This window comes from Staphylococcus americanisciuri (genome assembly GCF_024814435.1).
GTDB lineage: Bacteria > Bacillota > Bacilli > Staphylococcales > Staphylococcaceae > Staphylococcus > Staphylococcus americanisciuri.
On sequence record NZ_JANUXY010000010.1, the window covers coordinates 19,303 to 32,629 of the forward strand.

A 13,327-nucleotide genomic window follows, 5' to 3' on the forward strand; every position below is an offset into this window, starting at 1 on the left:
CTTCTTATCAATATTAGAACGAAAAATGTGATGACTTGAAATAAGATATGCTTCTTACTGCTTACTGAAACATAACAATAAATCAATGTACGATGATTTTGCACTTTTGACAAATGCCCAATAACAGCGTTCATTTTAAACATTTTTGCATTACAGTTTAAATGTTAGATGTAACATTTGTAATACAATAGATTTTGTAAATATTTATACATATCCCTTTTATATAAAGCTTTTTTACATTTCACACATCAAAATTTTGCGCCCATTTATATAACAAAAATATTACAAAAACGCATATTGTAATCATACTGTAATCTTTTGTTAATTGCTGGACATTTACAAATACCTTTTCGCTTGATAGAGTGTGGTTGTTAAATTTTTTTGATACAACTTTTGAAAATGAGAGAAAATAAGGAATTATTATGGAGGACTTATTTACTATGAAAAAGACATTATTAGCTTCATCATTAGCTTTAGCAATCGGTGCAACAGGAGTTGCTACACATACAACAGACGCTCACGCAGCAGAAGAACAAATCAATAAAGCAGAATTAGCACAATTAGCTTTAAATAACGACGCTTCATTAAGCGAACACGCTATTCACGCTGGTGCTTATGACTACAAATTCACATTAGACGGTGTGAACTACCACTTCTGGTCAGACGGCGTATATTTCGGTTATGAATACAATGCAAACGGTACGACTTCAATTGTTCAACCAACTGCAATTGCTGACGTAAACAACGTTGCAATGACTCAATCAGAGTACAATAATGCATCATACGTTCAAACACAACAACAATCTTATTCTTACCAACCAGCTACACAAGCTGCGCCATCATACAACTATAACTACAACACTAGCCAAACTTCTTACAGTGGTGGTAGTGTGAGATTAGCAAATGGTAACACTGCAGGTGCTTATGGTTCACGTGCAGCACAAGATATGGCAGCACGTACAGGTGTATCTGCATCAACTTGGGAAGCAATCATTGCACGTGAATCTAACGGTCAATTGAACGCATACAACCCATCAGGTGCATCAGGTTTATTCCAAACTATGCCAGGTTGGGGTCCAACAAACACTTATGATCAACAAATCGCAGCTGCTATGAGAGCATATAATGCACAAGGTTTAAGTGCTTGGGGCTTTTAAAGTAAACTTTACAACTGAAAAAAGAGTCTCTTTGTTAGAGGCTCTTTTTTTGTGTGGCTTCCCCTATTAGCCTTTCGCATAACTCAATTCATCTAAACGTCACATGACAACCGTATATAGAATACGTCGGCACATTATCTTTTATTTCAATTATGTTACATTCAGACGTAAAAATGTTTACAGCTATTCATTTCGGATATTTTATATGCTATGATTCTTTCAGACAATATGAAAAACGAAACAACAGAGGAGACTTTTTAATTATGAAAAAATTAACTACTGCTACAATCGCTACTTTAGGCTTAGTTACATTGGGTGTTGCTTCAGCAAGTGACGCATCTGCTGCTGAACAACTAAACGTTTACTCACAATATACAACTACATACTCAGAAGTTACAGGAGATTACGTAACTGTTGATGCAAATGGTAACAAACACCACACTTTAGATGGTAACTGGGATCCAACAATGTTCAACAACGAAAGCTACAAATTCTGGGAAGTTGATGAAAACGGTACATACGACTACTATTACTATACATTTGATAATGTAGATTACAGCTATGCAACTAACTACACAACTGTTGCTACACCAGTTGTAAACAATAATTACGACTACAATACACAATCAACAAACTATGTAGATGCTGTACCTTATGTTTACACAACAAACACTAACTATACACAACAACCTGTAGCTGCACCTACAAACAACAATGCAAGCTACAACTATACAACAACTGCAACTACGACTACTACATCTGCACCAGTAGCAACTGGCTTAACTTACACAAGTGGTGGTCAAGGTAACCTATACACTGCTGGACAATGTACATACTATGCATATAATCGTTCAGGTGGTCGTGTTGGTTCACTTTGGGGCAATGCAAATAACTGGGCAAACGCAGCACGTTCAGCTGGTTACACTGTAAACAACACACCAGCAGCTGGTGCAATTATGCAAACAACAGCTGGTGGTTACGGTCACGTTGCTTACGTTGAAAACGTTGCGGCTAACGGTTCTGTAACAGTTTCAGAAATGAACTATACAGGTGTTGGTCAAGTAAGCACACGTACTTTATCTGCTAGTCAAGCAGCTGGATACAACTACATCCACTAATTTGAATAATAGATATTACAGAGAGTGATTCGTTCACTCTCTTTTTTTGTTGTTTATCCTAAATCTTGTTTTTTACGCTGCTCTTCTGCGTCATTCAAGCCGTTTACTTGTATCTTATGACATGTCCATCTACAATGGTACACATCAAAATACGACAATCATGACGTTAGTCATAACAAACGATAAAGGAAAACATATGCAACGTTTATTCAAAATAACTTTTTATATAGCATTAGTCGCCATCATACTATACTTTGGCTATACGCATACGCAACAATTTTTAAAATCCTCTTCAGATTGGTATCAGGACAAAGGACGCCACCTATTCCAAATGGATCGACAAACCCAACCATTTGGACGTTATAAAAATGGGCTGTCATTTAATGGTGACAACCGTCATTATGGCGTTGACTATCATCTACCAGAAGATACACCTATTCTTGCTGCTTCTAACGGTGTGGTAACACGCACTTTTCATAACCAGTACGCTGGAAAAGTCATTGAAATACGTGAAGATAACAATACCTATTATCAATGGTATGCGCACCTCAATCATTTCAATGTTAAAGCCGGTCAAGTTGTTAAACAAGGCAACGTAATTGGTCATTCAGGCAACACAGGTGCATATACTACTGGTCCTCATTTACACTTTCAACGTATGGAAGGAGCTATCGGCAACGCTAACGCTATAGACCCTGAACCATTTATTGAGAAACTCCCAGATAAGCAATATAGCCTGTTCCATATCGAATGACGACAAAATCCCCCTCCAGTTCCTATTCGCTGGAGAGGGATTTCGCTATTTTTCATCATGCTGAATGTCTAGATGCACACGTTGCATTTTACTTTCTACATTGGCAATATCATCTGCACACTCTTTTAATAATTCATGATAATCATCTGTATTCTTGACAGATTTATAATGTAACTTATGCTCTAAGCTTGCCCACATATCCATACCAATCGTACGCAGTTGCACTTCTACAGGTGTCTCAACCACACCGTCTGTTAAAAATAATGGCACTGTCACAACAAGATGTAAACTCTTGTAACCATTCTCTTTTGGCGATTCTACGTAGTCTTTACGCCTTAAGAGATTGACATCAGACTGCTGTAATAATAAGCGCTCAACAGTATAAATATCATCAAAATAATTGCATATCACACGAATACCGGCAATATCATATATATTTGCTTTCGCTGCATCTGCACTTAACTCTAGACCTTTGCGTTTAAGCTTTTGGATAAGACTTGGTAACTTTTTCACACGGCGCTCCATATGATGAATCGGATTATGTGCCGTTTTAACTTGGAAATCTTCATCAAGAATGCGCAATTTCGTACTAATCTCTTCTAACGCTGCACTATAAAGATGCTCTAGCTCAACGAATTGTAACACCTTGTCCAAACTATCCGACACTTCTAAGGTTTGATGGGTATATGCCGCAATTTCTTTTTTTAAGTTTTCAATATTAAGTGGTGCTGTTTTTTCAACAAACATGAGACTCACTCCAAACTTTTATGTACTCTATTCTAGCTTACTATGTTATGACAAACGATGGCAATCTTTGTTATTTCTTCATAAACAAAAAGTCATTAGATGACTGGGGTATTGTCCCTAATGACTTTTCAATGAGATTGCATCTCTAATGATAACTGCGGATTTTCTCTACAGGTAAACGTGACGTGCGTTTTCCTTCTTCAACGCCTTTACCAATTGCTACAATCACAACAGGTACATAACGCTCAGGATCTAGTCCAAATGTTTCTGCAATATGTTCATGATCAAAGCCACCAATCGGATTCGTATCATAACCGAATTGACGTGCTACAAGCATCAACTGCATCGCCGCCAAACTACTATCCACTTTAACAATATCATTCATTTGTGCAGGTGTAAGTTGCTTATACATACCGACAAAGCGACTAACCAAATCGTCTTTCACCTCTTGTGGCATAAGACCTTGTTCGACTGCCGCACCATATATATCTTCTATATATTCGTAGTTCAACATATCTCCAAATATAATAATCATTGCAGCAGATGTATCATTCTGACGCGTATTTAATTGCACTAATCCACGTAACTTATCTTTACCTTCTTCTGACTCAACAACTACAAAACGCCATGGTTGCATATTGATTGAAGATGGTGCTTTCGTTGCACGACGAAGTATTTCATCCATTTCGTCATGTGGAATTTTAACATCTGGATCAAACACTTTTACAGAGCGTCGCTCCATTAATACATTATTAAAATCATTATTTACTATCATTATGCTAACTTCCTTTCTATTTACTAGAAATTCATCTAATCACACGCTATTTAATTATATTTTATCGTTCATAGCCATTCAAGTTTTAAGTGTTATACTAGATATAAGTAAAGGAGGGATGCACTTGAACAATGATCATAGAAATTTAAACCAGCAACTTTGTTTCCTATTCTATGTCTCTTCTAAAGAAGTCATTAAAAGTTATACCGCACATCTTAAAGACTACGATCTCACTTACACAGGGTATATCACTCTTTCTGCATTTGGTGATGATGAAGTCCTCAATATTAAACAACTCGGAACCCGTATTTATTTAAATTCTGGAACACTTACACCTTTAATTAAAAAGCTCGTCACTAAAGGCTTAATTACGAAAAGCCGTGATGATGAAGACGAGCGTAATTTGAAACTCTCGCTAACGCCGGCAGGCAAAGCATTAAAACACAAAGTACAAAATATTTCTTGTTATGTCGGGCAAGAAATGACTATTGATAAAGAAGACGTAGACACACTTGTTAATATTTTAGATCGCTTTGTCCGTCGAAACTTTCCATATAGAACGACAATATCTCATGACAATCAAAAATAGAATTTATAATATAAAAGCATTGTACGCGTATGTCCTTTATACAGTACAATGCTTTTTGTATTTAAAACTTCTCCCAGTATTTGCGGAACAATTGCGACACAATAACATGTAAAGGTGCTTGTACAATACGGTATAGCCACCAAGGCAGTCTCGGCACAAAGTCGTGTAGCCCAATCATGCACGCCGCTGTATCATGACCTAACCGACGAATTTCAAAGCGCGATTGACGTGCGCTCGAACCAACTAATAAACCACCTGTTATATTCATAATGACCCTTGAAGTACGTTCACTATGTTTGGCGTGTCGCATTTTAATCAGTGGAATATTGAACGGTGACAACAAGATGGTGAAATTTTCACCATCATATACACCATTGATAAGACGCCCATGCAGTGTTCTTAAAAATCGTCCATACAGCGATAAAGCCCCCTCCATTGTAATACCTATGGGAATGTTAAGCGTTTGAATAGATCGAACTGAATGAATATCTTGTGTGACTTGAGATAAGATACCTGGTTTAAAATCCAAAGTTTGCGTACGAAGTGTGTTATAAGTAATTGGAAAATCAAAAAGTTCAAACGCTTCTCTCAATAATGGAGATGTTTTGGTTTGAATTACCATGATATGCTTCACATTCGACTGATTGATTGCTACTGCTAGGTTATGGTATACAAGCGTCGCGCAAACATGCCGACTCCCTTGTGTCAACGATGTATAGGAATGGACTGGATCGCCTATAATGCTAATAAAGTCCATATTCTTCACCGCTTGCTGCACATCAGCTAAGTCAAATAAGTCAATTGTTTTTGTATGACCTTCTGTTGTTTGTGTCACTCCTGGTGCAACTTGTACATAAACCTCATATCCTTCAGCTAGTAATGATGCTACATAACGCGTTGTATAGGAATGACCATCAGTTAGAACTAAAATCTTTGCCATCGCTCTCACACTCTCATTTCTTATCAATTACTATCATTATAGCAAAATTATTCGTTAGACTCGCTTCTACTCGCTCTTATATTAATTAAAAAGCTTGCCCAAACGTACTATACTTCAGTCAATATTATTCCACCCTATATCAAAAATCTAGATAAACTAAAAGAAGGCAAAGCATAGTGCCCTACCTTCTTTTATGACGATAACTATTTATCTAATTTTAAACCTTTTTCAAGTTCATCTACTTGTTTTGTTGTTGTAGTGACTGAACCAGAAGCAAAGTACCATAATTTAGGATCCACTTCTACAACATCACCATTTTTAATAGCTTTAACGTCTTTAACGACATCATTACTCAATACTTGTTTCGCCGTTGATTGGCCACCGATTGCTTGTCCACGATCCATCGCAAAGATAATATCTGGGTTTTTCTCACTCACATATTCATTTGTTACGTTTTGACCATGTTTGCTTGATTTAACATTATCATCAGCAGGTTTGAAACCTAATGTATTATAAATAAAACTACCGAAACGATCTCCAGCGCCATATGTTGATAACTCGCCTTCATTCACTAATAAGTACATTGCAGTTTTATCTAAGTCTTTTGTTTTTTCTTTCATGCTAGCAATTTTTTTGTCCATTTTATCAATCAGTTTTTTCACTTCATCTGATTTATCATAGATTTTACCGATTGTTTCAGCGTTTGTTTTCATTGAATCAACATAATTGTCATAGTCTACACCCATATATACAAGTGCTGCATCTGGTGCTGCTTTCTTCAACTCATCAATCACTTGTTGGTTCGCTGTACGTGGTGATAAGAAGATGACTTGTGGTTTTACTTTTGCAACTGCATCATAGTTAACTTCTTTCAAGTTACCTGTATTTTCATATTTATCTGCTTTGAAATCTGATAAGAAGTCCGGTAATGTTGTACCATTTTCACCTTTTGGTAATGCTGATACTTTGTCTTGTAATCCAAGCTCTTTCATAACATCTAACGTACCGTAATCTAAAACAACTGCTCTTTCAGGATTTACAGGCACTTTAACTGTATCTTTGTATTCCTTGTCTTCGCTACCATCTTTGGCTTCACCCGACATTATGAAATCATTTTTCACTTCAACTGTTTTTGGCTCACTACTGTCCTTACTTTCTGATTTTTTCTCACTTTCATTGCTATTTCCGCATGCTACTAATACAAGCATCATAGCTAAAACGATAAATAATCCTAACTTTTTCATCATTTTCCTCCTGTTATTTCAGATAATGTTTTATTTTGAATCTGATGAAACATACACGGTATTTCATCGAAGTAAATACAGATTTGTTGTCCCCGAATCGTTTCAATTTTGACATCCATTTCATAAAGTTGTTTCAGTATTGCTGAATCAATCACTTCTCGCTTGTTTGCCGCCTTAATCAGCTTGCCATCTTTCAATGCCACAATATCATCTGAATAAACAGACGCAAAGTTAATATCATGTATAACGATGACAATCGTTTTATTATGAAAAGCTGCCAACTCTCGTAATGTCTGCATAATTTGAACGGAATGTTTCATGTCCAAGTTATTCAATGGTTCATCAAGCAAAATATAATCAGTATCTTGAGCAATCGTCATTGCAATATAGGCGCGTTGACATTGACCACCAGATAACGTTTTTAAATAGCGATGACGAATCTCATCCAGCTTAAGCAGTGAAATCGCTTCGTTAACCTTCTCTTTATCCTCTTTTTTCAAATAACCTTTAGAGTATGGAAAGCGCCCAAAGTTCACAAGTTGCTCAACTGTGATATTTAATTCTGTATGATTCGTTTGTTTCAAAATTGATAGTTGTTTCGCCAAGTCATTACTGTTATAGTCTTCAATGCGTTTTCCTTCAATTTGAATATCCCCAGAATCATAATCGCTCAATCGACTTATCGCTGACAGTAAGGTACTTTTCCCTGCACCATTTGGTCCGATGAGTGAGGTCAACCGCCCCTTGTGAACATCAACATTGATATCCGTCAAGATCTGTTTGTTATCAATCGATTGGTTCAACCCGCGAATACGAATCATGCTGTCGTCCTCCTTCTCATCAATAAGTAAATAAAGTACATACCACCAATTAAGTTAATCAAGATACTCACCTGTGTCGTTGCTTCAAAGAGATTCTCTACGATCCACTGTGCTAAAAATAAACTAATCCAACTGATACACATCGTTGCTGGTAACATGTATTTGTGTTCAAATGTTTTCATCAACTCATGTGCTAAGTTCACAGTCAATAAGCCTAGAAAGGTAATCGGTCCAACTAATGACGTGGCAATAGCGACCATTAGCGCCACTAAAACGAGTAACAAACGCGTCAGTTGGTTGTAATGAATACCTAAGTTAATCGCTTGCGCACGACCAAGTAATAAAACATCCATGTACGGTATCATCCAAAATGAAATGATGAGCAACACGACCAACACCGCGCCACATACCATGACTAATCGGGGGTTAGACGCATCAAAGTTCGCAAACATGTTACTCTGAACAACTAAGAAGTCTTCCGGATTAATGAGTAATTCTAGAAATCCTGTCAAGCTCCGGAAAAAGGTTCCGAGTATCACACCAATTAAGAGGATGAAATATACAGAAAACTGACCGACTCTAAAGATACCTTCGAACAACAGTAAGGCAAACACAACCATTGCTACAAGTGATAATAAAAAGTTCAAGTAAAGGTTTGTAATGAACACAGAACCCGTTCCAAATACAAACAAAATTAATACCTTACTGAAGAGATACACAGCATCTAATCCCATAATAGAGGGTGTCAGTAATCGATTTACTGTAATAGCTTGGAACACGACCGTTGAAGCTGCAATCGCTGCCCCAACAAGAATGATTAAGAAGAACTTTCTCAAGCGACTTGTAATCTGATAGTCAAAGATTTCGAAGTCAATGCCGATTAAGAGGTACATCGCTGCCACAATGATCGTAACAACACCTAAGATTAATAACTTACGCAAAGGATTATTGGACATAATGACGTCGCCCCCTTACTAGTAGAACGATAAAGATGAGTGTACCAAACACACCAATCGTTAAACCAATATTAATCTCATATGGGTATACAATGACGCGACCTAAAATATCTGAAATCATGACAAAGATAGCTCCTAATAATGCTGTATGCGGCAATGCATGTTTCAAATGATCTCCGCGAAAAATCGACACGATATTCGGTACAATCAAACCTAAAAATGGTAATGTTCCTACCGTCACAACAACTAGTGCTGTAATCGTCGCTGTAATAAACAAACCAATGTTCATAATCATTTCATAATTCAGACCTAAGTTCTTACTAAAGTCTCTCCCCATTCCTGCAATGGTGAACTGATTGGCGAAAAGATATGTAAGTATTAGCAGTGGTATGCTTAAATATAAGATTTCATAACGTCCACTTGTAATAATGGCAAAGTTACCATTCAACCAATTGCTAATACTTTGAACCGCATTCGTACGCAGTGCAATGAATGTTGAAAAGCTCGATACAATGCCACCTAGCATAATCCCAATTAATGGGACGAAGATGACATCTTTGAACTTAATACGCTGAATCATTTGAACAAAGAGAAATGTTCCAGCTAGACTACACGCTACAGCGAAAGCAAGCTTGATAAGGATGTGTTGTGATGGAAAAAAGAGCAATGAAATTAAAATGCCGAGTTTTGCCCATTCCATCGTCCCCGCTGTTGTTGGACTCACAAACTTATTCTGCATCATTTGTTGCATGATAAGACCTGCAAGTGCCAATGTACTTCCTGATATCAAGATACTAATCGTTCTAGGTATACGACTGGAGAACAAAATATTCAATTGATGTTCATCTAGTGAAAAAAGTGCATGAATCGGTACACTACTTACACCGATAAACAAAGAACACACAGTTAGAACACAGAGTATTGCAAACAACACATAACCATTCATTAAATAGCGCATCACTCTGTCTCCTTTATTAAAACAAACGATGATAACGACAATGCAATTGAAAATCATTATCAATAAGAGTGTATCATCTTTAGTTACATTTATCAATTGAATTTCATCTAATTTTTTTGAATAAGAATATTTAATTTTAATAATAAAAAAGCGTAAGATTGCGCATACTTGAATAACCAGTCACACACTCTTACACTCTATACAATTTCTTAACCACGACTAATAAATAACAACATCAAAAATAACGTTGTTAGAACAGCTGCGATAATCATGGTGTTCGTTGCTCTATTGCCTTGATTACTACTCTTTAATGCACGAATGGCAATGATCCAGCTCACGATAACTGCAATCGCTAATATCATCAACAACACATTCATGTTGACCATACACCTCCATTAGTGTCATTTCGCACGCTTATCTTAACATAAAATCATTTAAAGATGTGCAATAAAATGTCTGTATGTGCATGAATAAAGTCTCATAGTATAGACATATGTTTAGTTTTATCTAATAACATATTGCTTTATATTTAAGATCCGTCGCACTAGCTTGTAGACTTCTACGGATAAATTTAGAAATGACTTTATCTTGCATATATCACTCAAATAAATCCATTAATTTGTCATAGTTCAATGTAACGAAATGCTGTTTTAAATCATAGCTAACTGTGACGAATGATCACCTTCATAAATTCTCGCCTTTTTAAAGATTTACTGCTCCCCCAAAACAGAATATTAACTTTTTAGAGGTATAAAAAAACGCCACAGCACCTTGGGGGAATGCCATGACGTAAATGAATAGAATTAATAAAATAGCATTAATAATACAGGAAGCATAATGGAGCTCAGTACGGCTGACAATATCATGCCGATAGAACTAAATGCGCCAGACTCTATATCCATCTCTAGGGCTCGGGCAGTCCCAAAAGCATGAGAGGCATTACCAAATGTCATACCACGTGCAATAGCAGACTCGAAATGCGTCATACGGATGAGTAGGGCACCCAACATACTTCCTAGTAAGCCAGTTGCGATGATAAACATAATCGTCATTGTGTCTTCACCGCCGAGTTGATGTGACACTTGAATACCCACCGCAGCAGTTATTGAACGCGGCAGTAATGTCACAATTTCTTCACGGTGATAACCGAGCAGTTTGAGAGAGAAAAAAATTAGGGAAAAGTTCAATATAACTGCCGTTACCACACTCATAAAAATAATCTTAAAGTTTTTCACAATCTTGTGTCTGTTTACATACAGGGGATATGCCAGACACACTACAGTAGAGCTCAGCAAATGATTAATCCATTTACCGCCAACCATGTAGGTATGATAGTCTATATGGAACAGAAGGAGTATTGCTATCACACCAAGAGATGCTACCAATGCGGGGTTCAGTATTGGTGTTTTGAACTTGTCATAGAGTTTTTTCGCAACGATATACATTATAATTGTGAGCGCAATCATTGTAATCGTCTGTAGCGTTGTCATATATGTCGGTTAGATCCTTCTTTAGAGAATACTTTACCCATTGTCATTTTTTCAGCCACTATTCCTGAAGTCAATGCAACGAGCAATGTTCCGATAACAACTAATGCGAAAAAGACTACAAAGTTCATATCAATCTCAGTGATAACATCCATCACACCTATCACAGATGGAACGAAGAAAAACACCATTGTCGCGAGTAGGAAACTTGCACCATCTTTCACCCATGTAACACGAACAATTTTGAGTTGCAGTAAAGTATAGAACAATACCAACCCTACAATGCTTCCTGCTAAAGGGATATGGAAAAATGTTTGAAGCCAACTACCTAGACGTGTGATACCGTAAATCAGGGAAATTTGCCATATCACATTCAAGTACTTCATTACTGTCATCCTACTCACCTCTCTTCGTTTCGATAAACCCATTATAGTCTCTATTGACCTATTATAAAAATACAGGTTTTTCATAGAACCTATTACTTTTAGTTATAGGTCATCTGTATAAGGTACCTCAGTTAATGGGAGGTGAATATTAACATAATCTAAAAAGGTTTCTGCTGCATGATTGAGCGGTGTATCCTTCTTCCAGATAACACCCATTTCCCAGTGCAACATCTCATCTTGAAGCTGAATCACACGTATATCATCGTTTTGGCGAATAATACGCCCAATCGTTTCTGGCAAAATGCTAATGCCCATTTTTGCTGTTAACAAATGCTCAATAAAATGCCATTGTGAAATGCGTGACACAATATTCGGTACAAAACCTGCTTTCCTTGATGCTTCTACAATACGGTCATTCAAATAGAAATCTTCATTGAACAAAATAAAATCTTCATCTTGTAGTTCTAATAACGAAACCGTCTCCTTATGTGCTAAACGGTGCGAGCGATGCATCACAACTTCAAAACGCTCTCCATATAGCGGAAATGCATCAAATCTTGCACTATCCACCGGCAAGGATGTCACTCCCAAATTAATCTCACCGCTATCAATCTGCGCTTCTATCGTCTTACCACCGTTCTCTACCAGACTAAAGGTGACATTGGGATATTGTTGATGAAACAACCCCAGTACTTCTGTAAAACGTGCCATGTCCATAATAGCGGACAAACCGATTGTGATGTGCCCCGTCTCAACATTTACGATACTTTGGATTTCATTAGGTAAATTTTTGTATAACAATAAAATCTCGGCTGCTTTATCATAAAAAACTCGCCCAACATCTGTTAAGCTCAATTGTCGTTTGGTACGATCAAATAACGGTTCCCCTAACTCCGCTTCCAGTTCTTTGATGGCTTTACTAATCGTCGGCTGTGCAATATATAATGTCTCGGCTGCTCGTGTCATTCCACCTTCTTTAACAACTTCAACAAAATACGTCATTTGTTTGATATCCATATGATCCACCTCACTTGAGACTATTGTACATCAAAATATTCTATAAAAAGGTACCAAATACATGACTTTTTCACATAGTAAGTTTTTAAACTAGCACGCATCTATAATAAACAATCAAGCGAAGAGATACATATTTAGTTGATTGTCACGATATGATATTGCAAAAGCAGTGATTAATCTTGATGAGGTCGCTTCTACCCTACCATTCTGAAAATGTTTCAACCATGATTCACAATAGTTTGAAGCCTTTAAAGAAAGTATGTCATTGAACTCCAAAATACTACAACATGTAGCGTATTAGCAACTTGCAAATATTGTAGTAATAACTAAAGAAGATATTATTATATGTCGCAAAAGACACAACCTGTAACATGTCGC

The 13,327-nt window shown here is 36.8% G+C and carries 15 protein-coding genes; 4 read left to right on the top strand and 11 right to left on the bottom strand.

What is annotated here, in order from left to right; translation table 11 throughout:
- Positions 1-440: 440 nt before the first annotated feature.
- The 3 genes from NXS11_RS09280 (at position 441) to NXS11_RS09290 (ending at position 3,029) form a co-directional block, all read left to right on the top strand.
- Entirely contained in the window at positions 441-1,157 is a 717-nt protein-coding gene (locus NXS11_RS09280) for a transglycosylase SLT domain-containing protein (protein ID WP_259200726.1), read from the top strand.
- A 263-nt stretch (positions 1,158-1,420) separates the two neighbouring features.
- Complete coding sequence (locus tag NXS11_RS09285) at positions 1,421-2,275, top strand: CHAP domain-containing protein (RefSeq protein WP_259200727.1); 855 nt, start codon at positions 1,421-1,423, stop codon at positions 2,273-2,275.
- Between the two features lie 121 nt (positions 2,276-2,396).
- On the top strand, positions 2,397-3,029 hold the full coding sequence (locus NXS11_RS09290) for a M23 family metallopeptidase (protein WP_259200728.1): 633 nt from the start codon (positions 2,397-2,399) through the stop codon (positions 3,027-3,029).
- A gap of 45 nt (positions 3,030-3,074) precedes the next feature.
- Here the strand turns inward: NXS11_RS09290 and NXS11_RS09295 are convergent, their stop codons facing one another.
- Together NXS11_RS09295 and NXS11_RS09300 are read right to left on the bottom strand one after the other, a co-directional pair.
- Entirely contained in the window at positions 3,075-3,776 is a 702-nt protein-coding gene (locus NXS11_RS09295) for a GTP pyrophosphokinase (RefSeq protein WP_259200729.1), read from the bottom strand.
- Positions 3,777-3,921: 145 nt separating this feature from the next.
- Positions 3,922-4,551, bottom strand: coding sequence for a nitroreductase family protein (locus NXS11_RS09300; RefSeq protein ID WP_259200730.1), 630 nt, complete (start codon positions 4,549-4,551; stop codon positions 3,922-3,924).
- A 118-nt stretch (positions 4,552-4,669) separates the two neighbouring features.
- Here NXS11_RS09300 and NXS11_RS09305 point away from each other — a divergent pair, with 118 nt between their 5' ends.
- Positions 4,670-5,140 carry a MarR family winged helix-turn-helix transcriptional regulator gene (locus NXS11_RS09305; protein WP_259200731.1) on the top strand — a complete coding sequence of 157 codons (471 nt, stop codon included), beginning with the start codon at positions 4,670-4,672 and terminating at the stop codon, positions 5,138-5,140.
- Positions 5,141-5,201: 61 nt separating this feature from the next.
- Here NXS11_RS09305 and NXS11_RS09310 read toward each other — a convergent pair whose 3' ends face one another.
- The 9 genes from NXS11_RS09310 to cidR all read right to left on the bottom strand — a co-directional run bounded on the left by NXS11_RS09310 (position 5,202) and on the right by cidR (position 12,949).
- The gene (locus NXS11_RS09310) at positions 5,202-6,080 is read right to left on the bottom strand and encodes a hypothetical protein (protein WP_259200733.1); all 879 of its coding nucleotides are present in this window, start codon (positions 6,078-6,080) and stop codon (positions 5,202-5,204) included.
- A 203-nt stretch (positions 6,081-6,283) separates the two neighbouring features.
- Complete coding sequence (locus NXS11_RS09315; protein ID WP_259200734.1) at positions 6,284-7,324, bottom strand: ferrated catecholamine ABC transporter substrate-binding lipoprotein SstD; 1,041 nt, start codon at positions 7,322-7,324, stop codon at positions 6,284-6,286.
- Positions 7,324-8,145: an iron ABC transporter ATP-binding protein gene (locus NXS11_RS09320; protein WP_259200736.1), complete on the bottom strand. Its 822-nt coding sequence runs from the start codon at positions 8,143-8,145 to the stop codon at positions 7,324-7,326. The genes NXS11_RS09315 and NXS11_RS09320 overlap by 1 nt, the downstream gene beginning before the upstream one ends.
- Positions 8,142-9,101, bottom strand: a complete 960-nt coding sequence (locus tag NXS11_RS09325) for an iron chelate uptake ABC transporter family permease subunit (RefSeq protein WP_259200737.1) — start codon at positions 9,099-9,101, stop codon at positions 8,142-8,144. Before NXS11_RS09325 ends, NXS11_RS09320 begins: the two co-directional genes overlap by 4 nt.
- Entirely contained in the window at positions 9,091-10,059 is a 969-nt protein-coding gene (locus NXS11_RS09330) for an ABC transporter permease (protein WP_259200738.1), read from the bottom strand. The genes NXS11_RS09325 and NXS11_RS09330 overlap by 11 nt, the downstream gene beginning before the upstream one ends.
- A gap of 209 nt (positions 10,060-10,268) precedes the next feature.
- Complete coding sequence (locus tag NXS11_RS09335; RefSeq protein ID WP_259200739.1) at positions 10,269-10,445, bottom strand: hypothetical protein; 177 nt, start codon at positions 10,443-10,445, stop codon at positions 10,269-10,271.
- A 417-nt stretch (positions 10,446-10,862) separates the two neighbouring features.
- Positions 10,863-11,549 (bottom strand): LrgB family protein, encoded by a 687-nt coding sequence (locus NXS11_RS09340; protein WP_259200740.1) that lies wholly within the window; start codon positions 11,547-11,549, stop codon positions 10,863-10,865.
- Complete coding sequence (locus NXS11_RS09345; protein WP_259200741.1) at positions 11,546-11,941, bottom strand: CidA/LrgA family protein; 396 nt, start codon at positions 11,939-11,941, stop codon at positions 11,546-11,548. Before NXS11_RS09345 ends, NXS11_RS09340 begins: the two co-directional genes overlap by 4 nt.
- Before the next feature lie 93 nt (positions 11,942-12,034).
- Positions 12,035-12,949, bottom strand: coding sequence for a cidABC operon transcriptional activator CidR (gene cidR, locus NXS11_RS09350; protein WP_259200742.1), 915 nt, complete (start codon positions 12,947-12,949; stop codon positions 12,035-12,037).
- Between the last annotated feature and the right edge of the window lie 378 nt (positions 12,950-13,327).

Excerpts from the sequence above, each read along its gene's own strand:
- NXS11_RS09280 (WP_259200726.1), top strand. The coding sequence starts at position 441 with ATGAAAAAGACATTATTAGCTTCATCATTAGCTTTAGCAATCGGTGCA.
- NXS11_RS09285 (WP_259200727.1), top strand. The coding sequence starts at position 1,421 with ATGAAAAAATTAACTACTGCTACAATCGCTACTTTAGGCTTAGTTACA.
- NXS11_RS09290 (WP_259200728.1), top strand. The coding sequence starts at position 2,397 with ATGTCCATCTACAATGGTACACATCAAAATACGACAATCATGACGTTA.
- NXS11_RS09295 (WP_259200729.1), bottom strand. The coding sequence starts at position 3,776 with ATGTTTGTTGAAAAAACAGCACCACTTAATATTGAAAACTTAAAAAAA.
- NXS11_RS09300 (WP_259200730.1), bottom strand. The coding sequence starts at position 4,551 with ATGATAGTAAATAATGATTTTAATAATGTATTAATGGAGCGACGCTCT.
- NXS11_RS09305 (WP_259200731.1), top strand. The coding sequence starts at position 4,670 with ATGCACTTGAACAATGATCATAGAAATTTAAACCAGCAACTTTGTTTC.
- NXS11_RS09310 (WP_259200733.1), bottom strand. The coding sequence starts at position 6,080 with ATGGCAAAGATTTTAGTTCTAACTGATGGTCATTCCTATACAACGCGT.
- NXS11_RS09315 (WP_259200734.1), bottom strand. The coding sequence starts at position 7,324 with ATGAAAAAGTTAGGATTATTTATCGTTTTAGCTATGATGCTTGTATTA.
- NXS11_RS09320 (WP_259200736.1), bottom strand. The coding sequence starts at position 8,145 with ATGATTCGTATTCGCGGGTTGAACCAATCGATTGATAACAAACAGATC.
- NXS11_RS09325 (WP_259200737.1), bottom strand. The coding sequence starts at position 9,101 with ATGTCCAATAATCCTTTGCGTAAGTTATTAATCTTAGGTGTTGTTACG.
- NXS11_RS09330 (WP_259200738.1), bottom strand. The coding sequence starts at position 10,059 with ATGCGCTATTTAATGAATGGTTATGTGTTGTTTGCAATACTCTGTGTT.
- NXS11_RS09335 (WP_259200739.1), bottom strand. The coding sequence starts at position 10,445 with ATGGTCAACATGAATGTGTTGTTGATGATATTAGCGATTGCAGTTATC.
- NXS11_RS09340 (WP_259200740.1), bottom strand. The coding sequence starts at position 11,549 with ATGACAACGCTACAGACGATTACAATGATTGCGCTCACAATTATAATG.
- NXS11_RS09345 (WP_259200741.1), bottom strand. The coding sequence starts at position 11,941 with ATGACAGTAATGAAGTACTTGAATGTGATATGGCAAATTTCCCTGATT.
- cidR (WP_259200742.1), bottom strand. The coding sequence starts at position 12,949 with ATGGATATCAAACAAATGACGTATTTTGTTGAAGTTGTTAAAGAAGGT.